The 24,017-nt window shown below is 42.5% G+C and carries 24 protein-coding genes; 3 read left to right on the plus strand and 21 right to left on the minus strand.

Annotated features, from left to right (window positions below):
• Window position 1: 1 nt before the first annotated feature.
• Window positions 2-1,678 (minus strand): histidine kinase, encoded by a 1,677-nt coding sequence (locus MHB71_RS08425; protein ID WP_340029297.1) that lies wholly within the window; start codon window positions 1,676-1,678, stop codon window positions 2-4.
• Between the two features lie 235 nt (window positions 1,679-1,913).
• Complete coding sequence (locus MHB71_RS08430; RefSeq protein ID WP_340030140.1) at window positions 1,914-3,566, minus strand: extracellular solute-binding protein; 1,653 nt, start codon at window positions 3,564-3,566, stop codon at window positions 1,914-1,916.
• A 198-nt stretch (window positions 3,567-3,764) separates the two neighbouring features.
• Between MHB71_RS08430 and MHB71_RS08435 the strand changes: the two genes are divergently transcribed.
• Window positions 3,765-4,022, plus strand: coding sequence for a GlsB/YeaQ/YmgE family stress response membrane protein (locus MHB71_RS08435; protein ID WP_074095306.1), 258 nt, complete (start codon window positions 3,765-3,767; stop codon window positions 4,020-4,022).
• 159 nt (window positions 4,023-4,181) lie between these two features.
• Here MHB71_RS08435 and MHB71_RS08440 read toward each other — a convergent pair whose 3' ends face one another.
• From MHB71_RS08440 to MHB71_RS08450, 3 genes are all read right to left on the minus strand, one after another.
• Window positions 4,182-4,973, minus strand: a complete 792-nt coding sequence (locus MHB71_RS08440) for an SDR family oxidoreductase (protein ID WP_340029298.1) — start codon at window positions 4,971-4,973, stop codon at window positions 4,182-4,184.
• A gap of 406 nt (window positions 4,974-5,379) precedes the next feature.
• Window positions 5,380-5,826 carry a GNAT family N-acetyltransferase gene (locus MHB71_RS08445; RefSeq protein ID WP_340029299.1) on the minus strand — a complete coding sequence of 149 codons (447 nt, stop codon included), beginning with the start codon at window positions 5,824-5,826 and terminating at the stop codon, window positions 5,380-5,382.
• A 163-nt stretch (window positions 5,827-5,989) separates the two neighbouring features.
• Window positions 5,990-6,418 (minus strand): MarR family transcriptional regulator, encoded by a 429-nt coding sequence (locus tag MHB71_RS08450; RefSeq protein ID WP_340029300.1) that lies wholly within the window; start codon window positions 6,416-6,418, stop codon window positions 5,990-5,992.
• Between the two features lie 166 nt (window positions 6,419-6,584).
• On the opposite strand from MHB71_RS08450, the gene MHB71_RS08455 reads away from it, so the two are divergent.
• A complete protein-coding gene (locus tag MHB71_RS08455) occupies window positions 6,585-7,895 on the plus strand; it encodes an amidohydrolase family protein (RefSeq protein ID WP_340030142.1) in 1,311 nt (436 codons plus the stop codon).
• A gap of 82 nt (window positions 7,896-7,977) precedes the next feature.
• Here the strand turns inward: MHB71_RS08455 and MHB71_RS08460 are convergent, their stop codons facing one another.
• Entirely contained in the window at window positions 7,978-8,397 is a 420-nt protein-coding gene (locus MHB71_RS08460; RefSeq protein ID WP_076317746.1) for an ester cyclase, read from the minus strand.
• Between the two features lie 359 nt (window positions 8,398-8,756).
• On the opposite strand from MHB71_RS08460, the gene MHB71_RS08465 reads away from it, so the two are divergent.
• Window positions 8,757-9,113 (plus strand): helix-turn-helix domain-containing protein, encoded by a 357-nt coding sequence (locus MHB71_RS08465; protein WP_282321241.1) that lies wholly within the window; start codon window positions 8,757-8,759, stop codon window positions 9,111-9,113.
• 196 nt (window positions 9,114-9,309) lie between these two features.
• Here the strand turns inward: MHB71_RS08465 and MHB71_RS08470 are convergent, their stop codons facing one another.
• The 15 genes from MHB71_RS08470 to MHB71_RS08540 form a co-directional block, all read right to left on the minus strand.
• Window positions 9,310-10,143 carry a radical SAM protein gene (locus tag MHB71_RS08470; RefSeq protein ID WP_076250537.1) on the minus strand — a complete coding sequence of 278 codons (834 nt, stop codon included), beginning with the start codon at window positions 10,141-10,143 and terminating at the stop codon, window positions 9,310-9,312.
• A 364-nt stretch (window positions 10,144-10,507) separates the two neighbouring features.
• Complete coding sequence (locus tag MHB71_RS08475) at window positions 10,508-10,876, minus strand: hypothetical protein (RefSeq protein WP_091029878.1); 369 nt, start codon at window positions 10,874-10,876, stop codon at window positions 10,508-10,510.
• A 1-nt stretch (window position 10,877) separates the two neighbouring features.
• Complete coding sequence (locus MHB71_RS08480) at window positions 10,878-11,225, minus strand: YolD-like family protein (RefSeq protein ID WP_100527527.1); 348 nt, start codon at window positions 11,223-11,225, stop codon at window positions 10,878-10,880.
• Window positions 11,222-12,460: a DNA polymerase IV gene (locus MHB71_RS08485; protein ID WP_340029301.1), complete on the minus strand. Its 1,239-nt coding sequence runs from the start codon at window positions 12,458-12,460 to the stop codon at window positions 11,222-11,224. Before MHB71_RS08485 ends, MHB71_RS08480 begins: the two co-directional genes overlap by 4 nt.
• A gap of 286 nt (window positions 12,461-12,746) precedes the next feature.
• Complete coding sequence (locus MHB71_RS08490) at window positions 12,747-14,207, minus strand: glycoside hydrolase family 1 protein (protein WP_340029302.1); 1,461 nt, start codon at window positions 14,205-14,207, stop codon at window positions 12,747-12,749.
• 13 nt (window positions 14,208-14,220) lie between these two features.
• Window positions 14,221-16,086, minus strand: coding sequence for a beta-glucoside-specific PTS transporter subunit IIABC (locus MHB71_RS08495; RefSeq protein WP_340029303.1), 1,866 nt, complete (start codon window positions 16,084-16,086; stop codon window positions 14,221-14,223).
• Between the two features lie 146 nt (window positions 16,087-16,232).
• Complete coding sequence (locus MHB71_RS08500; protein WP_340029304.1) at window positions 16,233-17,072, minus strand: PRD domain-containing protein; 840 nt, start codon at window positions 17,070-17,072, stop codon at window positions 16,233-16,235.
• A 259-nt stretch (window positions 17,073-17,331) separates the two neighbouring features.
• Entirely contained in the window at window positions 17,332-17,661 is a 330-nt protein-coding gene (locus tag MHB71_RS08505; protein WP_127549284.1) for a metal-sensitive transcriptional regulator, read from the minus strand.
• A 240-nt stretch (window positions 17,662-17,901) separates the two neighbouring features.
• A complete protein-coding gene (locus tag MHB71_RS08510) occupies window positions 17,902-18,141 on the minus strand; it encodes a glutaredoxin family protein (RefSeq protein WP_340029305.1) in 240 nt (79 codons plus the stop codon).
• A 33-nt stretch (window positions 18,142-18,174) separates the two neighbouring features.
• Entirely contained in the window at window positions 18,175-18,378 is a 204-nt protein-coding gene (locus tag MHB71_RS08515) for a heavy metal-associated domain-containing protein (RefSeq protein WP_076210398.1), read from the minus strand.
• Window positions 18,379-18,383: 5 nt separating this feature from the next.
• A complete protein-coding gene (locus MHB71_RS08520; protein ID WP_282321244.1) occupies window positions 18,384-19,013 on the minus strand; it encodes a nitrite reductase in 630 nt (209 codons plus the stop codon).
• A gap of 16 nt (window positions 19,014-19,029) precedes the next feature.
• On the minus strand, window positions 19,030-19,908 hold the full coding sequence (locus tag MHB71_RS08525) for a hypothetical protein (protein ID WP_340029306.1): 879 nt from the start codon (window positions 19,906-19,908) through the stop codon (window positions 19,030-19,032).
• Between the two features lie 27 nt (window positions 19,909-19,935).
• Complete coding sequence (locus MHB71_RS08530; protein WP_339282700.1) at window positions 19,936-22,374, minus strand: heavy metal translocating P-type ATPase; 2,439 nt, start codon at window positions 22,372-22,374, stop codon at window positions 19,936-19,938.
• Window positions 22,375-22,403: 29 nt separating this feature from the next.
• Entirely contained in the window at window positions 22,404-22,604 is a 201-nt protein-coding gene (locus tag MHB71_RS08535) for a cation transporter (protein ID WP_047843207.1), read from the minus strand.
• 353 nt (window positions 22,605-22,957) lie between these two features.
• Window positions 22,958-23,845, minus strand: a complete 888-nt coding sequence (locus MHB71_RS08540) for a chromosome condensation regulator (RefSeq protein WP_340029307.1) — start codon at window positions 23,843-23,845, stop codon at window positions 22,958-22,960.
• Between the last annotated feature and the right edge of the window lie 172 nt (window positions 23,846-24,017).

The raw sequence follows: 24,017 nt of genomic DNA on the forward strand, positions 1-24,017 counted from the left end.
TCTACCACCCTCCAAGATTTACATTTTCCCAAGGCAAACGTATCGTTACGCAGGTATATGCACCTTGAACACTATCAATCCAAAGACCGCAATTCTTGCCATAATGAAGCTGTAATCGCTTATTCACGTTTTCCAAACCAAGTCCGCTCCTGCTAGTAACCATCGGCGTATCCGATTCGCTCCGCAGTACTGCCTGAATACGGTGTAACATCTCAGGCTCTAACCCCACTCCGTCATCTCTTATGTTAATGAAAAGCAGACTGTCATTCTCCACAGAAAAGGTAATCTCTATAGATACCCTGCCGCCTGAAGGTGCCCCGTGATGAACGGCATTTTCAACGATGGGCTGCATACACATCTTGGGAATGGCGTAGCGAAGTATCTCCTGAGGAAGATCGGCCGTCATAACGATACTGCCGCCTTCCATAAAGTTGATAAATTCAATATAACTTTTGATATTGGCAAGCTCCTCACGAAAAGCAACGGTATCGCTACGCCACTGCATGCTGTAACGTAGCTGGGAACCCAACGACACCAATGAATTGGCTATAGCAGGCTGCCTCTGTACCTCTGCCACCATACGGATCGATTCCAGGGCGTTATATAAAAAATGAGAATTAATCTGCGAATGCAGGGAATGCAACTGTGCGTTTTTGGCAATTAACTGCTTATCCACGACCTGTGTCATTAGACGTTTGACCTCATGTAACATTTTATTGTAATTCACCGCCACCTCATCGATTTCATCCCCTCTTTCGTTCTCATCAAGGCCTGTATCAATCATTGCATCCAGCTCGCCTTTACGTACGTGACGCATGGATACCAGTACGCTGTCCAACCGCCGGAAAATACGCCGCGTCGTTTGGGATACGAGTAGCATAATCAGTAGCAATACACATAATGTAATCGTTATCACAAATGCATACCAACTGCGCGGCCCCTTCATCAATGCCTGATGGGAAGCAATCTCGACCACATAAGTGTTCAACGGAGCGTTGTATCGATACAATGCATAGAAGCTCTGACCACCCACCTTAACCTGAAGTGGGCTTTCCTGCGGCACTATATCCAGCTGGTGATAAATACTGCCAAGGATCTCCTCCATCCCCTGTCCATACTTCTCAGAAAACTCATGCTGGGGATTGTAAACATACTGGGGAGGATCGCTTGCGTTCATCAACACCGAAAAGAAGTCCCCCTTGCTCTCCTGGAGCAAATCGCTGAAAAACATACTGTGCGGGACTCGCACTTCCATAATACTAGGGCGTTTTTGCTCCTGCCCTTGAAGGCGAACCAGACGATAGTAGGACAATGTGTGTTCACCATCCCTAAAAGAAAATAAACGGTAAGCCGCACCCCCTTCGTCCCGTAGCTTTACCCAATAATCCTGCGGCCAAAATTTCTTATAGTGATAGATTTCAGGCCAGATTTCGTACAAGTTTGGGTTATCGACGTAAAAGCTAAGCTCACTGATCATCGCATTGCTTTGAATGATATTAAGCATTTGCTCAAACTGGTTCTGCTTAAACTTCACCAGACGCAGTCCATCCACAAGCATATTGGAATGAATAAAATCCACAAATGACTTTTGAGTAAGGGCTGTATTGGAAGCGTTCTCAATCATGTCCATTCTTCTGCGCAATTGTTCATTCAGCCATGAAACGTGGCTGTTGCCCATTGCCATAGCATCCTTATATAGCTGGGTTTCTTGCATGCGGATATACACAAAGGATATCAAAATAACAGGTATGGCTATCATCAGGCTAAATGCCAGAAACAGCTTTTGGGAAATACGGGCATTGCGATAAAGCTTCCTCAATCTCGTTAGCAGGTATTTCATTCTGATGTATTCACCACCTTTGTTATCCCATATATTACTAGTTAGCTGATAGTTAACAATGTAGTAGGAATGGTTATCTGGCTATCTTGGCTTTCCGCAGTTCCAGTTCAGCTTGGCGATATTCCATCACCTGGTTAAAGCCGTAGTTCACACGACGTATCAGAAAATTTTCAAAAATTTTGTCAAAGGCAGCTTCATCCTTCGCTGTAATCAGTTCTGGCAGTACTTCTTCCCAATTCTGAGAAATACGTGACCAGGCTAACGCGATATCGGAATCCCCTATAGGATCTAGTCCCCTATAGATGCCGCTGTCCAGATCGGCCTGTTGGTTGGCGAACTCCTCCATTTGCTTAATGGATGGGGCATTCTCTGGTCTCCACTTGTTAACGAAAGCAGGGTTTCGCAGCATCCAGTAGGTATCCATAATGCCATATTCCTTTTCCAGCCGCTCCCTGTCCGTGTCATGCAACTGAACCATCGCCGCAGTCAACTGCGGTTTGCCGTTTTTCATCTCCCAGGTTTCACCTTCTTTGCCCAAAAATAAATCCCTTTGGCCTTCTTCGCTGGCCAGATAGGTCAAAAATCGGATGGCCCGTTCAGGGTTTTTCGTGGATCTGCTAATCATCGTAACCATCCAGCCATCCATACTGCCGGGAAACAGTTTCGCGGACTCTCCCCTGCTGCTCCGGGGTCCATCTACAGCAATATAGTATGAATTCTGATTCGTAAGGACTTCCAATTTCGAATTGAGGTCCGATATGTCTGTCCATTCCCGAATCATCATAAAATATTGGGCATGGTTGGTTTTTTCCTGCACCTGTGCACTGGAGTCGACCAGAAAATCAACATTAATCAGGCCCTGCTCGTAAGCGGTACGAAATGTTTTCAGCCACTCCATATAATCGGGATCTGTCATTCGGTCGTATACTTTACCGTTCTGTTCATGGGGGATCGCAAGCAGATTTTGCAAATATTCGGTCAACCCATAGGATGCATTCCCCTGTGCCCAGAACGGACTGATCAGCTGACCTTTATAAACAGAATATTGATTCTTCAGCAGTTGCAATGCATTTAAAAAACCTTTTGGTGTGGTAAGGGCCGGTTTTCCCATCGACTCATACAGATCTTTACGTACGAGAAAGGTTTGGTTCGCTCCCGTCAAGCCGGTTGAACGCATCTGTTCGGGACTGTACGCATCATTGGGAATGACATAGGTATGGCCGTCTTCCTGCCGATACCATTGTAGAGCACCATCACCTGCTACCTTGTAAAAGTAAGGATCATACTGGCTGGCTAGCTCATCCAGGGCATAGACGAGATTACTCTCCCGAAGTTTGTTAACCGCACTCTCCCAGGAGCCGATAGTTATCAGATCCGGCAGACTACCGGTCGTCAACATTCGTGATAACATCTCGCTTGGTTCACCAGTTGATACTTCAAATTCGATATTGACCCCTGTTTTTTGGGTGACATATTTGGAAGTCAGGCTCTCACCCCAAGTATGCCCGTACCATTCGGCTCCAACGAACCACGTTAGATTCACGGGGGTGGTATCCAGCTTCCATGACGGTTCTTCCAGATTCAGATTAAGGCTCTGTATCTGCTCCGTGAAGTCAGCCTTTGTCGAAGCACCCCTATCTTCCGCTTGCTCTGACTCAGAACAAGCAGTCAAGCCTGACATCAGAAACATCATCAACAAGGCTGTAATAAAAGCACTTCGAAACATAAACACCTGAGCGCCTCCTTTCTATACTGGCCATCTTCACCCCCATCTGCACCAGCATTCATACTAGTGGTGGTACAACCGATTTTACTACCCTTGGATTAAAATGGAAATGGTTTAGTGGTCGATTCGCAGATGATCCGCAACATTCCCCCTAACGAAACATAACTTGTAATAAATCAATGGAAGGGAGACCAATTCGTGTATTTAATCTGGATACTTATTGTCGGTGGGCTAATTGGCTGGTTAAGTGGAAATCTGATTGGACGGGACGTGCCGGGAGGCGTACTTGGAAATATCATTGCTGGCTTTGTTGGATCGTGGTTAGGGTATGAACTGTTGGGACCGAGGGGGCCGGTGGTGGGTGGATTTCATATCATACCCGCGATCGTCGGGTCAATCATTGCTCTCTTGATTTTCTATGCTCTGGCGCGCGGTGGAGCGTTCCGAAGACGTTAACAGGCGGCGACGACAAGTTTTACCCAATTGATTGGGTATTGACGTAAAGCTTCTTTCGCCACCTTTGCATAAACTTCTTCACAAAGCATAGTATCCACCCGGTAGTCGAATAAAGCCGCCGATCCTGTTGATCGGCGGCCTCCTTTGGTTTTATGGAAATTAGAAACCACCTCTAGAATGAATGATTTGTCCGGTGATCCATTGGGAATCGTCGCTTGCCAGAAAAGCAATCAGACGGGATACATCTTCAGGAAGACCGATCCTGCCCATCGGAAATTCCGGTAGCAAAGCTTTTTTCACTTCTTCTGACATCCAACCCGTATCAGTAGGCCCGGGATCAACCGCATTCACAGTAATGTGAAACTGAGCCAGTTCAGCAGATAGACATTCGGTAAAGGTGGAGACAGCGCCTTTTGTTGCGGCATAAGCGAGATTGCCAGGCATCGGCCCCTTACCTTGACCGGACGTGAGGTTGATGATCCGGCCGCCGCAAAGGTCCTGATGGACGGCCAGTTCAACCTCCAGCATACGCGCAAATTCGGCCGATAGCATGAATGTACCTCGAATGTTCATGGCACAGTGCGCATCGATCAATGATGCATTTAATTGACGGAAATCAGCTGCTACACTGTAGGTAGCGTTGTTGACGAGAATGGTCGGCAGCCCGAGAGCCGATCGGCATGCATCAAGCAGTTGCGCTGGAGAATTGGGATCGGTAAGATCGACCTCCATATGCGCTGCCTTAACGCCATAGGAGCGAAGTTCTTCGGCAAAGAGATCCGGCCAGTTTTTGTCGGCATCCCCCGGATTCTCTGTTTTATCGTAATCGTACAGATGGGTATAGAACACATTAGCGCCTTCTTGTGCCAACGTGCGGCAGACAGCGGTTCCAATACCTCCGGGGCGGCTTGTGCCTGTCACAATAGCGGTTTTTCCGTATAGTTTGGTCATTTTATTACCTCCGTTTAATAAGGGAGGGAGAAAACCATTTTTCATTGGAGATGGAATTATCCTAGGTATAACAAAAAGCGGATACATCAAGTATCCGCGCCCGGGTTTGATTCAAACGGTTCCTCGCGTCCCTTGAATGATTGCGGATCGGCATCACAAACCAGGCGTGTGGTTATAACCAAAACACCAAGTCGTGCGATCCAGTTTAGATAACCATTACAAGGAAGTCCACATTGTCCGGCGAGTCCCCTTTCCTACATCTCCACTTCAAATATTACGAGTCAGACTCAATTACTGTCAAGATAAATACATGGGATTACATTTCCAGTGAAAATGGTTGGGTGGTCAAGCATCCTGCTAACCTGCAGACTGTTCACTTTTTTGAATGTAACTTTATATTCGATTTTTACAACTTCAATTCATATCGTATATCAGGTAAATTCTCTTCATTTTCTTGTCCTCTACCAGTAATTTCAAATCCATTATCCTCATAAAATCTTTGGGCATTTTTATTCACTTCAAATGTATATAAAGTTAATTTTCCATTTGCTTGTGCTTTTGCTTTATTAAGCAAGGTTCGCCCTATTCCATTCCCTTGATAATCAATATGAATATAAAGTTGGCTTATCTCAGTTTCACTATAGGCAATCATTCCAACTACTTTTTCATCAATTAACGCTAAATCTATTTGATACTGTTTAGATAGTATATGATTTAAAAAATATAGATGGTTTTCGAAGTTATGGATTTCAGCCTGACCAATTGCCCGTTCCTTACTATCTCTCCACATTTTCACTGTATGTTCAGCATACTTGGGATTATAGTTAGATACTTTAATTTCAAGTTTGTTCATTAATATACCGCCTTAAATAGAAAGATTTTCAAACGATGCAGTATTGACTTGAAAAATATCTTCTTGATCCAAGATTTCCGTTCCATTGTAAGTAATAATTCCTGATGAGAAATCAATGTCATCAGTGTTCTATGGCCACCATTTACCTCTCCTGTCCAGTCTATTATATGCGTTCATTAATTCTGATCAGTAATTTCTTTAAGATTTGCTTCTCCTTGTCATTAAGGGCTTGAACGATTTCATCCTCCACTTTTTGAAATGAGTTATTGAAGTCTTCAATCAAGTCAACCGCTTTTGGTAATACGTAAATATTTTTTTGCCGTTCATTATTGACCGGGATTTTACGTTCGATGAAACCTTTTTGCTCTAGACCTTGAAGCATGCTTGTAACGCTTGCCCCACGCAGATGAAACCGATCTGCAAGATCCTTTTGAATAATATGATTATCTTGATTCTCATAAATATAATCGATTACTTTTCCTTGTTGAGAACTTAATCCTAGCTCTTTTATACTCTCATCCGCTCTTTTCTTTAACTTAAGACCGATAATTTGAAACAAATCCATATAAGGCGTATCTTCTCGGGAATGCATGACCGTTCATCTTCCCCTCTGTAATTGTTAGGAATCTAATTGTAAGTAGCTAAAATATACAGTGATCCCAGTAGGCTTGTCAAACAACAGTTAGAATATTGACTGTTAGATATCTAACAGTTATACTGCGAAGTGTTCAGTTACAAACACATTAGGAGGAGTTATGATGGAGAAATTAAATCAGAATGCTGGGTCAGAAGAAATTACGGCGATTACAAATGTACGAATCTTTGATGGATATCAAATTATTGTTCCCAGACATATTGTCATTAAAGGGGTGTCCATTATTTCAGTGGGCGGAGACATCCCAAGTGATGCAACAATTATCGATGGAGAAAATGCGACATTAATACCTGGTCTGATTGATGCACATGTCCATACCTCCATTGGCGGATTACGAGATGCCTTAAAATTCGGTGTTACAACAGAACTCGAAATGAACGGCGATTTTACGAAAAGAGGGCGCGAAATTCAGCTAAAAAATGTCGATGACATCGCAGACGTCCGATCTGCTGGTACAGCGATTACCGCTCCTGGTGGGCACCCAGATGAATTACTACCTGATGGAGATGAAATACCTGAATTCGTATTAAAGGAACTAGAGAAGTTATCGGAGGAAGACCGGGAAGCAATGCTGGCCGCCTACGCTCACGATCACGACGAAATACCTCAAGTGACGTCGGTTGAAGAAGCGATCAAACATGTGCATACCCAAGTGGAGAATGGATCCGACTATATTAAGATCATGATTGAAGAGGGAACGGTTATGGGTGCACCCGGCCTGCCTGTTCTAAGTGATGAGATTCTAAAAACAGCCGTTACTGAAGCCCACAAGTTCGATAAGTTGGTCATTGCCCACGTTTTGACGGCTCTTTCATCGAAAGCAGCCATCGATTTTGGAGTCGACGGTTTGGGCCACTTGTTTATCGACAGACCCGAGTACACGTCCGAATTGGTTAAATCCATAGCTGATTCTGGAGCTTTTGTTACACCGTGCTTGGTGTTAAATTCATCGATTATAGGTAATCCGGCATCAGAATTGGCTAATGATCCACGAGTTCATTCCAAATTAAGTCCGGATTGGATCGATATCTTGAACTCAAGCTTCAATACATTCCCACAAGGTAACATGGAGAACAGCTTCAAAAATGTGATGGATCTTCACCGTGCCGGAGTTGATATTCTTGTAGGGACGGATGTCGCGCCGGTTCCCGTTCCGAACCTTGGTGGCCTTGCTCATGGGGCCAGTGTTCACCACGAAATGCAGCTGCTGGTGAAGGCTGGGTTCACTCCGATTGAAGCTCTTCAGTCGGCTACTTCCAAACCGGCCCGTTGCTTTGGTCTACAAGATCGTGGCCGGATTACCGAAGGTGCACGTGCTGATCTTATTCTCATAAACGGTGATCCGATCACTAATATTTCAGATACCTTGTCAATCAAATCTGTGTGGTTCAATGGTTCGCAAAAACTAGGCTAAAACTAGTAGTTTATATTTCCTAATTGTAAAATCACTAAGAAGAGGGATTGCAAAATGCAGTCCCTCTTCTACTTTAATCTAATTATGCTTTTGGAATTGCCCCTATTTGTTGAAGCAAGCCAAGCATATCGGGTTGACCATACTCTTCAATAATTTGGCCATTAGAGATCCGATAAAAATTCATTGCATTTACTTCGATTTTTTTGCTCGTTGGTGGAAACCCGAGAAACTCTCCGTCTTGTGTGCCCTTCATGACAAAATGAGCTGCTACTAGATCCTCTTCTGCTACCAGCTCCTTAACAGTCCATTGTATATCGGAAAAACCAGATCTCATCATATGAATTATGGAGAGATAACCACTTGGACCATTCATTGGTTCTTTTTGCATAGGTACATAAAAAACAGCATCTGGAGCAATCAATTCTTCAGCAAGTTCCTTGCTTGCCGTATTAATGAAGTTCGTGAAACGATACATCAATTGTTTGTTTTCTGTAATCGTCATATTTAAACCCCTTTCTATTTTCGTGAGCATATGCCTTCATTAAAATTTTATCTCTACTTTAGATAATTGGTAAGTAGGCACCTTAATGTTGCATAGGAACCTTTTTGTAACTAGTATTTTATCTTTAGGTTGCAGAGCCAATAAACTGATCTCTAAATGCTGTCTCCAAGAATTCAAGAACGTTAACATATGATTCAAAAAATAGTCACTCAGTTGCATAAACTCTCTTGCAAACTCCCTCCTCCTTTCATTTGATTTTTCATCGACAGAATTATAATATAAGCAATGTATTGATTTTGAAAGTAGGCACCTTTTTGTTATATAGGAAACTAATAGTAACTATTGGAGGCGATAATACAGTGATTTCAAAAAAAGAGTTGCCGTTGTGTCCCGTCGCAACGACAGTTGGATTGATAGGTAACAAGTGGAAGTTATTGATTATGAGGGATCTTTTGAAGGGAACTCATCGATTCGGAGAACTTCGTAAAAGTATACCTGAGATCAGTCAAAAGGTTCTCACTGAAAATTTGCGTTCAATGGAAGAGGATGGAATTGTCATTCGTACTGTTTTTGCAGAAGTCCCTCCGAGAGTCGAATACAGCTTAAGTGATTTAGGAAATTCACTGAAGCCAATTATATTCTCTATGGAAACATGGGGGCTCGGGTACCAGAAACTCAATGATGAACTTCCAAACGATATTCATCAGAGTGAATGATGTCAAATTGTTACTCCACGGTCATTTCAAAATAGAATGAATCCCTCTACATCTTCAAGTTAAATCAATGGAGGACTCATACGTCCTCCATTGACTCGTATGAGAGAGTTGATCTTCGAACACCAGTTTCTGCAATATTTCTATTGCATGAAGAAAAAACGGGCAAGATCCTCATTAAATGAATGGCTATTTAAAATCAAAATGGATATGCACTGTTTTTGGATACATGAATAATTTCAGATGGAAACCTTGCCTTAAAATATTTTTCGACTTTCAGATGAATTCTTTTCTCGTACCATTTCTCCCAGCCGTTCGCCTCAAATAATTGTGGCATCCCTAACCGCTTAGATCTCATCCCCATTTGACCATCACCAATCAATAGCGTATCAATCCAAATTCGATCAGTTATGCCTTGTAACATGTTAGCGAAATTAGGTGAAAAAGGTAGCACAGGGGAAATAGATACTTGTGTATGTATCCCTGCATCATTTATCTTTTTCAAGGCTTTAACTCGTAAATCTATTCCAGGAGCATAGGGCGAAAAAATTCGTTTCACGTCTTCGCGATCTGTCTCGATTGTCATTGAAACCATAATTCTACATTTTTCCTTTAATTTCAGCAGTATATCAAGGTCTCTGGCAACCAGCGGGCTTCTAGTTTGAATTTGAAGTGAATCTGGTGGGTTTTTATCCATTTCTTCCAACAGGCTTCTTGTAATGTTTGCCTTCTGCTCTACAGGTTGATAAGGATCTGTGGCTGATGACATGAATATACTTATGGGTTTATTTTTACGTCTTAGAAGAGAGACTTCCTTTAGATAGTTTTCTGCTGCATTTTTCTTGACATCCACCCACGATCCCCAAGGAATATCCTTAAACTTTTGAATAGGCATTTCTCTGACGTAACAGTATTCGCAAGCAAATGCACAACCCGTATAGGGATTTAGTGAATGAGTAAAACCAATATCTAGATAACCTTTTACTTCACTTAATATTTTCTTAGACACAATGTCTTTGATTTCAATTGGCATGACGCTACCATCCCCTCAATTACTTTTACGCCCACTTCTCCTCTTGAGTTTTATCTTAAAATTTCTCATGCTACTTGAAATGACGACTTGAAAATTACGTCCCACAAGCGAACCGGGAAATTGGGCATCCTACTGATTTCTCGACTGTCTTAAACCTGCTGCTATTCCTCCTCCTTCGTGGCTTTTCTTTTGAATGTCCTTACTGAATACAGGGGCAGATTTATAATAATGAAGTTTTTTATCTTTGACATCCAAACATAGTTTACTCTGCCTCTTTATTTATCTTTTTTGTGATTCCCGGTTTACCGAAAGATCTGCTCGTATTTGTTGCCGCACCCATAAGTTAGACTCTTATTTTCTATGTTCATTTGAGCAAATCAGTAATATCAACGTTCATATGTTCGGTAAGCATTAAGGTTACATCCACTTTCACTTTGCTCCATAATAATGTCATTTTATGAATGTAACCTCTCACCGAATAATCTACCGTTAAACTCAGCTCAGATCTCACTTCATCTATGATTTTAATATGATGTTCCTTTAGCCTTTGTTTTGATTTGTACATTTCTAAAGCAATTTTCTTTTGGGTACCGTCCAGGTAGTCAACATACACAGATTTCATTTTGAAGTTTGAAGCGTATATTTTATGTTTATCTACCTCCAGAGCACCTAAAAGATAAGGGAGCTCTACCACCCTCTTCACGAGTGAAAGTTCCTCGAAAGTCTGTCGCACTTTACACGCCTCCTTCTTCAAGTTTTACAGCGACCAATTGATCAAAATCGACCCATTCAAATCCATTCTCCATTTCAATTTTGATTTTCTTTCCAAAGGTACTGACTGAAGTGACGATCCCGTGTATATCCCGATTGCCTGACTCAGTAAATATTTCAAAGGTGGCTTGCAATGTATAATTGAGCGACATATCTATATTTTGTGTAATAATCTCCCACTCATCTTCATGGATCAGCGGTTTCGTTAGATAATGAACTTGAGTACGATGCTGTATAATTCGTTCTTTATGTTGAGGAAGCATCATGCGGCTCGATTCCCATAATCCATTGGCCTCCAGTTTTTTGCTCATTTATAATGCCCCCCAATTTTAGATGCTCGATCGATCGCTTGACCCGCAGCCGTAATGGAGCTTGCTCGTAGAATGGCAATGTCGCCAAATCGATCCTTAATGTCGTCCATCACCTGATCAATGGCCCGTTTCTGCTCTTGATCATCAAAAAAAGATAGTTGATATGTATCCGCGTTGGATAATTGAGACAGGGATACGCCTACACGGCGCACAGGTTGCCCATCCCAGTGTTGATGAAATATGCGTTTGGCTATCTTGCATACATCAACGGTTATGTTTGTAGGATCAGACAGTTTAACCTGCCTGTGAAAACCAGTGGGGTGGTCAAAATCCGCTCCAGATACACTTACGGATACGACACTGCTCATCAGTCCCTTTTTGCGGGCTCTTCTGCATACTTCTGTGCAGATATCGAGAATAACCACTTCGATCTCCCAAGCCTCTGTGAAATCTCTAGGTAGGGTCATTCCGTTTCCAATATCTTTTTGTGTACTGTGCGTGCTGACGGTTACCGGCGAATTGTCGAGTCCATTTGCGACTCGCCAAATGACTTCTCCATTAACCCCCCACTTACTTCTTAATTTGGAAAGAGGCGTATTCGCCAGGTCTCTAATGGTTCGGATGCCCATCTTCCACAGATGTTTTTCCATTCTGGAGCCGATCCCCCACATATCGCGGATGGGCCTATCTCCAATATGGAGGTGTAACTCCTCTTTTTTTAAGTGGAAAATGCCCCCCTCTGCTTTTTTAGCGATCATATCGCAACATAATTTACTGATGATTTTGTTTTCACCAATGCCAGCTCTCGCGTAAACGCCTGTTTCATTATAGATTTTGTCTTGAATTTGCTTGGCCAAATCGACTGGATCATTACCGAATAGATGCATAGACCCTGTAAAATCAGCGAATAATTCGTCTATACTGTACGGTTCGACCAGATCGGTGAACTCTTCAATAATGGACATGATTTGAGTGGATACTTCGATATATTCTTGCATGTGTGGTCTCACAATGATCAGTTCAGGGCACTTCTGAAGAGACTGCCAGAGTGGTTCCGCGGTAGACACACCCTTCGCTTTGGCTAGTGGACAAGCGGCAAGGATAATTCCAGAGCGTCTTGCGGGGTCTCCCGCAACAGCTAATGGTCTATTTTTGTATTGAGGCATTTTTGCCTTTTCGACTGAAGCATAAAACGACTGCATGTCGATGAGCATAATAGTTCGCTGCTTAGCCAACACTGAAATCACTCCTGTACATTTGAGAACGTATGTTTGTATATATTATAGACCGAACACACGTTCTTTATGCAAGAGGTAAATATTTATATTTAGATTTTGAAAAACCTAGGACACCATAATGAACTGTAGACTGGATATTGTCAGCCACTTTAGCCATCCAAATAATTAATTTTTAGTTTTATTATTGATGCACAAAAAACCAAGTACTTGTCTCACAAAGTGATAAGTACTTGGTCTATTTGATGGAATTTAAAGATTGGATCATCTTTCGTTCGATTGCAAATTATATTTCCAAATCCAATCTTTCCCCGTTGGATTCAATCACCTTTTTATACCAGTGGAAACTGTTCTTTTTACTTCTTTTCAGGGTACCACTGCCCTCGTTATCCTTATCTACATAAATGAATCCGTAGCGTTTCTCCATTTCGCCAGTTGAGGCACTAACGATGTCGATGCAACCCCAAGCCGTGTAGCCGATAAGATTAACGCCATCGAGGATAGCTTCTCTCATTTGTTCGATATGATCTCGTAGGAAATTGATTCTATACGTATCATGGATAGAGCCATCCTCTTCGATGATATCAACCGCTCCCAGACCATTTTCAACGATCATTACAGGGATTCTATACCGATCGTACACATGATTGAGTACGTAACGAAGTCCAACTGGATCGATTTGCCATCCCCAATCATTTGCCTTCAAATAAGGATTTTTGAATCCACCAAAGACATTCCCCTGGGTCTCATCACCTTCTGGGCGGGTACCCACTACATGAGACTTGTAGTAGCTGAAGCTATAGAAATCAACACAGCCTTGTTTTAGCACTTCTACGTCTTCTTCTGCCATCTCAATCTGAATATTGTTCTCATTAAAATATCTTTTGGCAAAGTCAGGGTATTCCCCTCTAACTTGCACGTCGCTGCTCAGCATATTGTTAATCTGATCCATTCTCAGAGCCTTCAACATATCTTCCGGTTTACATGTACTTCCGTAACCATGACTATAATTAATCATACAACCGATTTGGAGCGCCGGATTAATCTCATGAGCAAGTTTGACAGCTTTTGCACTTGCTATAAATTGATGATGTAAAGCCTGGAATCTTAATTGCGTACTATCCACAACCGTATTGTTAAATACACCACTATCATCAACTAATAATGCCCCTGCTATATATGCACCTGCTGGAACAATTAAACTATTGATCTCATTAAATGTAATCCAGTACTTCACGACATCCTTGTAACGGGTGAAAATGGTCTCACAATACCGTACGTAGCAGTCGATCATCTCTCTGGAAGCCCAGGCATTGAATTTCTCTGTTAGCGCAAACGGAGCTTCGTAATGTGAGATCGTAACGATAGGTTCAATATTATACTTTTTCAGTTCACTGAACACCTTGTCGTAAAATTGAAGTCCTGCTTCATTTGGCGTTACATCGTCCCCGTTGGGGAATATTCTGGACCAAGCAATGGACATTCTGAAGCATCGAAAGCCCATCTCTGCAAACAGACGGATATCTTCTTTGTAATGATGGTAAAAGTCTACTGCCTCATGGGAAGGATAGTTTACACCCTCCTCAATGTGTTTAGTGATCCGTCTTGGAATAGTATGCGTTCCACCCGTCATCATATCTGCTGTACTTGCTTTTTTACCATCAATGTTCCAGGCACCCTCGTATTGATTCGCCGCTGTTGCGCCGCCCCACATAAAAGAGTCTGGGAATACGGTTGTGTTCTTCATTGGAAATTCCTCCTTATATGATCTTAATTAGTTTTTCCCCGATCGTAATCGATGGTTTGTCTATACCAATTACATCTGTAAAGTCATCTGAATTCGTAACAATAATAGGTGTAGTCAGATCATAACCTTTGGCGGCTATTGCATCTGTATCGAATTCGATAAGTAAATCCCCAGCTTTTACTTCATCACCTTCTTGTACATGCACCTTGAAATGTTCACCTTTCAGCTTCACCGTGTTCATGCCGATATGAACGAGGAGTTCAGCGCCATTATTCGAGCTAATACCAATTGCGTGGAAGGTAGGGAATACCGCGGATATGACACCATCGGCTGGTGAAACAAGCTTTCCAATTGTAGGTTCAATGGCGATCCCTTTTCCCATAGCTCCAGTTGCAAAGGCTTCGTCCTTTATTGTTGATAACTCTAGAACTCGACCAGTCATTGGTGCTGTGAGTACATGTTCAGAAACACTAACAACAGGCACACGGTTTGTTGAAGATGAATTGGCTGGTGTTCGTTGATCCTCTCCATCCTCAGGCACATCTTCAAATCCTAAAATAAGCGTCATCAAGAAGGTAACAACAAAGCCAATGACCAGACCAATTGCTGCATGGATTAGGTTCCATGGATTATCAGTGATAAATGCTGGTAACGTAGCCAAGCCGGCAATGCCTAGAGCAGATCGAGCTACACCGAACAAGCCAACGTATATTCCGCCTACAATACCACCAATGACAACAGCGATCAGTGGTTTTTTTAACCGTAGATTTACACCAAACAATGCAGGTTCGCTAATTCCTAACAGCGCAGTTACGCTAGTAGAGTAAGCAACTTGTTTAAACGCTTTATTTTTGGTTCTTAATGCGACCGCGAGCGCAGCTGCACCTTGAGCAATATTGTGTACGAGCATACCTGGGCCAACAATGCCATCGGTTTTTGTTTGTGCATAAGCAGTGAGGACAACGGGTCCCAAACTATAGTGCATCCCCGTCAGAATCAGGAATGGGAATGCCCCGCCGATAATACCAGACACTAACCATCCTGCGTGTGTATTGACATAGGATACAGCAGAAGCAAGGTAGTTACCGGCAATCGCACCCAATGGTCCTAGAATAATTAATGTTAGAGGTGCCATAACAAGTATTACAACTAAAGGTTTCAAAATGGATTTGATCACGGAAGGAGAATACTTTTCAGCAAATCGTTCCACATATGACAGGATCCATACAGCTAGAATAATTGGAATAACGGAAGAAGAATACGTCGCTTGTGTGACAGGCAGACCAAAGAACGTAACAGGCTCACCCGCAGACATCAATGCCGAAAAGCTAGGATGTAACAAGATACCCGCAATGGTTAACGCAAAACCCACATTAGCTTTAAGTTTAACAGCAGCACTCCAAGCGAGCAGCATTGGCAAGAAGTAATAAGCCGCATCCCCGACGAAAGTCATAATCGTATTAAATTGACCGTCAAGGTCAACGAGATCAAAGGTTTTCAAAATAAGAAGAACTGCCTTAATCATGGCACAACCGATCATCGCCGGTAGGATGGGTGTAAAGATTCCGGAAATCGTGTCCAGAACAGTGGAGACTTTTCCTTTTTTCACAGTTGGAGCATCATTCTTGCTTGTAAAGTTCCCTAGTTGCGCAAGGGCTTTATAGACGTTGTTGACCTCATTACCAATAATGACCTGATACTGACCTCCACTACTGGCAACGCCCACAACTCCTTGTACGTTTTTCAGTGCTTCGTTGTTTGCAATCGACTCGTCTTTTAAGTTAAAGCGCAGCCTGGTAGCACAGTGTGTAACACTTTCGATGTTTTTTTCACCACCAACAAGTTTTAGAATGTCGGTAGCCGTTTGTTCATGTTTCATTTTTGTTCCCCCTTCAATGTATTATTTTACAAAAAAAGACCTAGAGTTCTATCGAATATAGATATGCTCTATACACGATGGAACTCTAGGTCTTGCCTGCATCACCAGTAACAATCCTAGTATAGTCATTATGGAGCGATGATGGGTCAATCCCTTTCTTCATCAGTCACCCTTTTGATATGAACAGTTAAATACACCAATTCGTCTTCGGTTAATTCTTTCCCATAGTCTACCCGAATCAACTGCGCAATTCTTAGACTACATTGGTACTCTAGCTTATATTTTTCTTTAATAATATTGAGGAAATCGTTATCATTACTTTTCATCACCGTATTGTTAAACAGACGATAGGCAAAAAACTTTAGATGCGTGACCAGTCTGGAGTAGTGAAGGGAGCTTTCGTTAAAGTGAATTTTGAACTGATAACGAATAATATTTAAGACCTTTTGAATCAATTGTGTCATCTTCATGGTATCTTCCATTTCAGATCCTAGTTCTGCATTGACGATATGAAGCGCAATAAAGCCGGCCTCATCTTCAGGCAACGTAATGTTGAATTCTTGATTAATCATATCCAAAGCCTTCAAAGCCACTCGATACTCATTGGCGTAGAATGCTTTAATTTCAGACAATAACGCATTGTTGAAGTTCATTCCCTGTTTATAGCGTGATACGGCGAAGTTAATATGGTCTGTTAGCGTCAAATATATATTTTCATTCAGCTCTTTATCCAAGGAGTGCTTGGCATATTGAATAATACTATCGGACACACGGATGTACTCCATCGGAATCTGCGCGAGCAGGGCATATAATTTGCCAGTTACATTTTTGGACTTCAGGAAAAATTCTTTCTCGATCTTCTCTGTGTCCACATCGTCTCCTTTTTTCTTCTGAAAACCAATGCCACTTCCTAGAAGCATCATCTCCTGGCGTCTTTCATTTACAGCGCAGACGACATTATTATTAATAATTCGCGTGATTTTCATACGAATCTCCTTTTAAAATGAAACGTTAACAGAATTTAGCAAATAAAAAAGACCATTAATAGTGCACACATGGTAATTATACTCTACATGTTTGCATATTAATCGGTCTTGCCTGCTGATCAGTAACAATCCTGATTATATTCATTATTTACTTGTACGATTATCTTAGTGGAAGGCGTTAGATTTGTCAATATGGTCATTTGAAGTACTGATGGGGCATTTGCCTGAATAAAACAAGAGGATATCTCCCTATCCTAGCTTACTTAATTAACTTATTTACAGTGATCATCAGTTCATCCAAAACTTTGTGATCGCCTTCTGAAATGCGTTCAATGACACAGCTTTTCATATGATGTTCCAAAAGCTGCTTTCCTACGCCATTCAACGCGGATTGAATGGAGGCAATTTGGTGCAACACGTCATCACAATACGTATCCTTCTCAATCATTCCTTTTACTCCACGCACTTGCCCTTCAATCCGATTCAACCGGCTAATTAATTTTCGCTTTGTACTCTCCGAATGATGGCTTTTCCGCTCGTTTGAAGATGTATGGTCACATGAGGCGTCCTCAAGTATCGTATCATCCATGTAGATCAACTCCTTTATTAACACATTACCATCCCCCCCTACCCTATGTAAAGGGAGCAAGAAGTATCATGGTACGTGCTAAGAGAACGGCTTGTCATCAACCAAGAATGAATCGGTTGGGCAACCATCTACTGCATCTTGTAAGCATATTATACCCTCCACTCCTACAAAGATATATCAGTCAAAGGTATATTTTTATTAAGAATAACCCCAGTCGGAAGTTGACCGGGGTCGTAAGAGTTACTTAACTAACTCGCTGATTTCAGTGAGATTTTCGGCAAAGCCTACAAAGACCATATCTCCAATGACAATGGTTGGAACAACCTGTTTGCCAGTCAACTTCCAGACTTCCTCAGCGTACTTGGCATCTTCTTCACAATTGTAATCCGTATAGGGAAGCTCATGCTCTTTAAAGTAACGTTTAGCATAATTGCAATCGCTGCAGGTTGGGATTGAATAAATCTGAATGGATTCCGTCATGCCCAATTACTCTCCCTTGTATTTCAATATATATTACGCTCCGACGTTATATCCTTTTTTACGGATCGCTTCTTCAATTTCAGCGATTTGAACTTTAGAATCGTCAAATCGAACTTCTACTGTTCCCTGTTCAAAATTTACGTGGCCTTCAGCGCCAAGAGCGCTAATTGCACCTTCAATTTTAGATACACAAGAACGGCAAGACATACCTTGAATTTTTACAGTTGCTTCTTTCACTGTTTTCACCCCCTTTCAAGCGTCATAGACTTCAAGTTTTCCAGTGTCATTCGATTAACGAATTTGCTGAACTTTTCTTTGCCTTTTGCATGCATCTTATAATAATCAATAATTGCGGTAACGAAAGGAATAAGCTGATCCTCCATTAATCCGGAGTGTAGAAGCTTGGCGAAGGAGGGTTTAAGCCCCTTCGACTCGCCACCAACATAAACATCGAACTTATCGCGCATCTTTACGATCCCAATATCCTTAATCAACGGTTCACTTGTGCCTAAGGCGCATCCAGCATATCCAATCTTGAGTGGTGTAGGCGTATCGATACCGGAAATGGCCTGATTTAAATTTTTGGCTGTTTCCATGCCTGCTTCTTCTGCACCTCTACAAAAGTTGCAAGCGATCAGACTTTTGGTTACAAATCCTGCAGGGTTTATTTCAAGACCGTGATCCTCAAGTTCATTTGTGATCTGATCTCGTTGTTCAATCGATACTTCTGTGTAGAGTTGCTTAAAGGGTGTCATCTCCACTTTTGAATCTGGACCAATAATCTCGCCAATTTTAACTAGTTGCTCCGGAGTGAATAAGCTTCCACCAAGTTGGATTGCTGGACTAATCGCTATTTTAATTTGATCTCCCATGCTCATACCTCTTTACTCACTTTATATCTACTACGAAAGGTACTGTAAAGACTTCCCCATCATGTTGGAATTGGCCCCAGATTTTATAGATTCCGCTATGCGGGAAGGAGGTCATAAACTCCGCTTTTGGACCTGTTACCTTTTCCTCTGTTGGATGAACATGCAGATATTGCTCTGCATCCTCAGAAAGGATAACAACATGACCTACAGCACCGAGGTATTGTTCCAGATTATTGATCCCTTCGTCCGTTTTCGCATCCATGATATTAAAGGTCAGATTTACGTCTTCGTTGGTCTTTTTGGTACTCAATGAAAGTTCGATTTTTTTACCATCCACTTCTTTTATAAGGTTGGAATCCGCTTGAACAGGCTCTTGGGTTTTTTCTGGACCCCCAACGTTCACCCATTCACTGGGTGTAGTACTCGCTCCACCTTTTGGAACAAAGTCGGCAAGAATTTTGTATTCTCCACCAGCTGGAAATGAAGTTTCAATCACAAACTTTCCATCGCTTTTAAAATCTGGATGAATGTGATTAAAGTAAGAAAGATCTTTACTCACCACGATAAGGTGCATTCGTTTTTCGTGACCCATTTCAAATTCATTAACCGGATTACCATCGACGTCCGTGATTTGGATTGTCAGATGCGAATTTTCATTGGCCTTCACATCTGATGCAAAGGAGAACGAGGTTTCAAGGGCACTTGCTGTTGAATCAGCATGAGGCCCTGCGTGATCATGACTCGCACCTTCAGTTTCAGAATTCATCTCAGTATGATTCATACCACCATGTCCATCTGTATGTGCACTTTCTTTAGGGGTTCCGCAAGCAGACAACACACCGAAAGCTAAAACACCGGTTAACATTAGCATGATTTTTTTACTCCTCATCATCATTATGTTCGCTCCTATTTAGTACTTTGACTAGTGACGTACTTTTACGCGTTGCAATCGCAGGGCGTTCAGAACGACGGATACCGAACTCAAGGCCATCGCTGCGCCTGCAACCCATGGTGCTAACAGACCGATAGCTGCAATAGGGATGCCTAAAGTGTTGTAACCAAGTGCCCAGAACAAGTTTTGCTTAATGTTGTTCATGGTCTTACGACTCATGTAGATAGCATCAGGAATACTGGATAGATCGCCGCGCATGAGTGTTACATCAGCTGCTTCCATCGCTACATCTGTCCCCGTACCAATCGCCATACCAATATCTGCAGTTGCCAAAGCCGGTGCATCGTTGATACCATCGCCAACCATGGCCACTTTTTTACCTTGAGATTGCAGTTTTTTCACTTCTTCCGCTTTTCCTTCCGGCAAGACCTCTGCACGAACGTGGTCAATACCTACTTGAGCAGCGATGGCTTTTGCCGTCCGTTCATTGTCACCTGTAATCATAATGACCTGAATGCCCATTTCTTTCAGACGGCTCACTGCAGCTTTCGAAGTTTCTTTAATCGTGTCCGCTACAGCGACCATACCTGCATATTGACCATCAATGGCAACCAGCATCGCAGTTTTCCCCGCTTCTTCCAAACGTGACATCGAATGATAAGCTGCTTTTGCATCGATATTATACTTTTCCATCAGTCGACGTGTACCCACGAGTAGTTGTTTACCTTGAACCATTGCCTGGATTCCGAAACCCGGAAATGCTTCAAAGGATTGTGTTCCTGGTAGTTCGATATTTCGTTCCTGGATGCCTACAACGATGGCTTCTGCAAGTGGATGCTCAGAATTTTTCTCTGCAGCTCCAACAAGTTTCAGGAATTCATTTTCATTGCCAAGAGCGACGACGTCAGTCAATTCAGGTTTACCTTTTGTAACAGTACCGGTTTTATCCAGAAGGATCGCATCAATTTTATGCGTCTGCTCCAGATGCTCTCCGCCTTTGAACAACACCCCTAGTTCAGCCGAACGACCAGACCCCGCCATAATGGATGTTGGGGTTGCAAGTCCAAGTGCACATGGACATGCGATAACAAGAATCGCAATTGCTTTTTCTAACGAACCTGCAAAATCGCCTGGTGTAACCCAGAAGTACCAAACCACGAAAGCAACTATTGCAATTCCTACAACGATCGGGACGAATATGCCCGAGATCACATCGGCTACCCGCTGAATTGGTGCTTTTGATCCCTGAGCTTCTTCAACAACCTTAATAATTTGTGCAAGAGCGGTTTCTTTACCTACTTTGGTTGCTTTGATCCGAAGAATACCGTTTTTATTAATCGTAGCTCCAATCACAGCATCTCCGACTTTTTTCTCTACTGGAAGGCTTTCACCTGTAAGCATGGATTCATCTACAGATGAGATCCCTTCCAGCACCTCTCCATCTACAGGAACTTTATCTCCTGGGCGAATAAGGACAACATCTCCTACAATGACTTCATCCACTGGAATGGTAAGTTCTTTGCCATCCCGAACCACTAATGCCGTCTTCGCCTGCAGACTCATCAGTGATTTAATTGCCTCTGATGTTCGGCCTTTCGCAAGTGATTCAAACAATTTACCCATAAGAACCAATGTAATAAGGACCGCACTCGTTTCATAATAGAGGGATGGACCATGATGCATCCCGTCAGCCATACTTGACCATTGAATGGTTAAATACAAACTATAGAAGTAGGCTGCAGAGGTACCAAGTGATACCAAAACATCCATGTTGGCACTCCCGTTTCGGAGAGCCTTATACGCACCCACATAGAACTGTCTACCAATATAAAATTGTACTGGTGTAGCCAGAATTAGTTGGAACCACGGATTCATAAACAATTCCGGTACATAGATCCATGAAGTGAACGAGAAGTGACCTACCATAGTCCACAACAACGGCAAGGAAAGAATTGCCGAAATCAGTAATTTCCGTTTTTGTTTGCTCAGTTCTTTAGCACGATGCTCACTTGCACCACCACTGGAACCGTCTGCTTTGCTGATCGCTGTATAACCGAGTTTTCTTACCTTGTCTTTCATGTCTTCGATGGAAACTTCACCAGGAGAAAATTCAACTCGAGCCGTTTCCATGGCGAAGTTTACTGAAGCGTTAGTCACGCCGGGCAATTTGTTCAGGCCCTTTTCAATTTTGTTCGCACATGCTGCACAGGTCATGCCTTCAAGATTGAATTGCGCAACCTCTGATACGGAACCATATCCAAGTTTTTTGATTTTTTCCTCAAGTTCTTTCATTTCCACTTTCGTGGGATCATACGTTACACTCGCCTTTTCCAAAGCAAAGTTAACATTTGCTGATGTGACCCCGTCCATCTTACCGAGGCCTTTTTCAATTTTGTTTGCACAAGCTGCACAGGTCATACCTGTAATTTGTATACTCGACTGTTTTGTCTGAGCCGCTGCTGTTGCCACAATAACTCACTCCCCTCATCGTCCATTACTTACGCTACTTCGTAGCCTTGCTCTTCAATAACTTCTTTAATTTGCTCCAAGGAGACTTGATTTTCATCATACGTCGCTTCAACCGAATCATCACTGAGGTTCACCTTGCCACTCACTCCAATTTCTTTCAGAGCACCTTCGATGGAGTTTACACAATGTTGGCAGCTCATACCTTGTACATTCAAAACAATGTTTTTCATCTTATTTCGTCCCTTCTTGTGGGTGATTTTTTGGTTTAGTTTGACCTAAACGATGGGCTAAACTCTCGAGGCCAGTTTTTCAGGTCTCATCAAGCTCTTGTACAATACAATACCCCCCTACCCTATATTAGTCAACATATTTTTATACCCCCCTACCCTATATGGACTATCTCTCTCGTTAGATCAATGAATTCATGGAGAGAAGAATCGATTATTTATACGCTGATTGGTAATCGGACCATGTTCTTGTCCTTGACTTGGGAATAAAGCTTGTACCGATAAAACAAAAAAGCCGCTAAAATAGCGACTTCAATGGGACCATGATCTTGTCCCTCGATATAAAATTCCTTTATTTATGGTTGAATGTTACTCCATCCGCTTACATCACATTGTCCATAATCATTATCACCCACAGCAACCATCGTACCATCCGATTTCAGTCCAATCGTATGGGCACACCCCGCCGAAACAGCTCTAATTCCGTGCCAGCCACGTACATCACATTGGTTATGTTTATTCGAACCCACAGCAACCATTGTAGCGTCGGACTTAAGACCAACAGTATGATAACTCCCCGCTGCAACTGCTACAATATCGCGCCATCCGCTTACGTCGCATTCATCTTCATTATTTCTTCCCACAGCCACTACCGTACCATCCGATTTAAGCCCAACCGTATGAAGATACCCCGCCGAAACAGCCAATATGTCGCCCCAGTCGTTTACGCTACATTGGTTATATTTATTGTTACCAACTGCTGTTGCCGTTCCGTCTGATTTTAGACCAACTGTATGCCAGTCACCCGTCGTGACCGATACAATATCGCGCCAGCTGCTCACGTTGCATTCGCCTTCATTATTTCGCCCCACTGCAACCACGGTGCCATCTGATTTAACCCCAACCGTACGGCACCAACCTGCCGAAACGGTTACAATATCGCGCCATTCGCTTACATTGCATTGGTCATGCTTATTCCAACCTATAGCAGTTACCGTACCATCAGATTTAAGACCAACGGTATGTGCATTACCGATGTTCGTAGCCATATGAACATTACCCGCTGCAACTGCGACGATATGGCACCAATCGCTTACCTTACATTGACCATATTTATTATCACCCACAGCTATTACTGTTCCGTCAGATTTAAGAGCAACGGTATGACGGCGACCTGCCGCTATGGTACAGTTACGGAACCGTTTCGTCTCAAAAACCGCTTCCTTCCGTGAATTGTAGTCCATATCTTTCTCCCCTCCACCAATTGAAAATCCGCCGTTAGTTCAACTGTTAAGTCATAAAGTTTGTTGTTAAATCGCACTGTGAAAAAAGAAAGGCTCGTACAGACAGGAGATTATTACTTCCCTGCCCAATACGAGCGTCTATGTCATATTGCACTCAAACGGTTGATCCGAA

This window comes from Paenibacillus sp. FSL H7-0940 (genome assembly GCF_037979415.1).
GTDB classification, from domain to species: domain Bacteria; phylum Bacillota; class Bacilli; order Paenibacillales; family Paenibacillaceae; genus Paenibacillus; species Paenibacillus amylolyticus.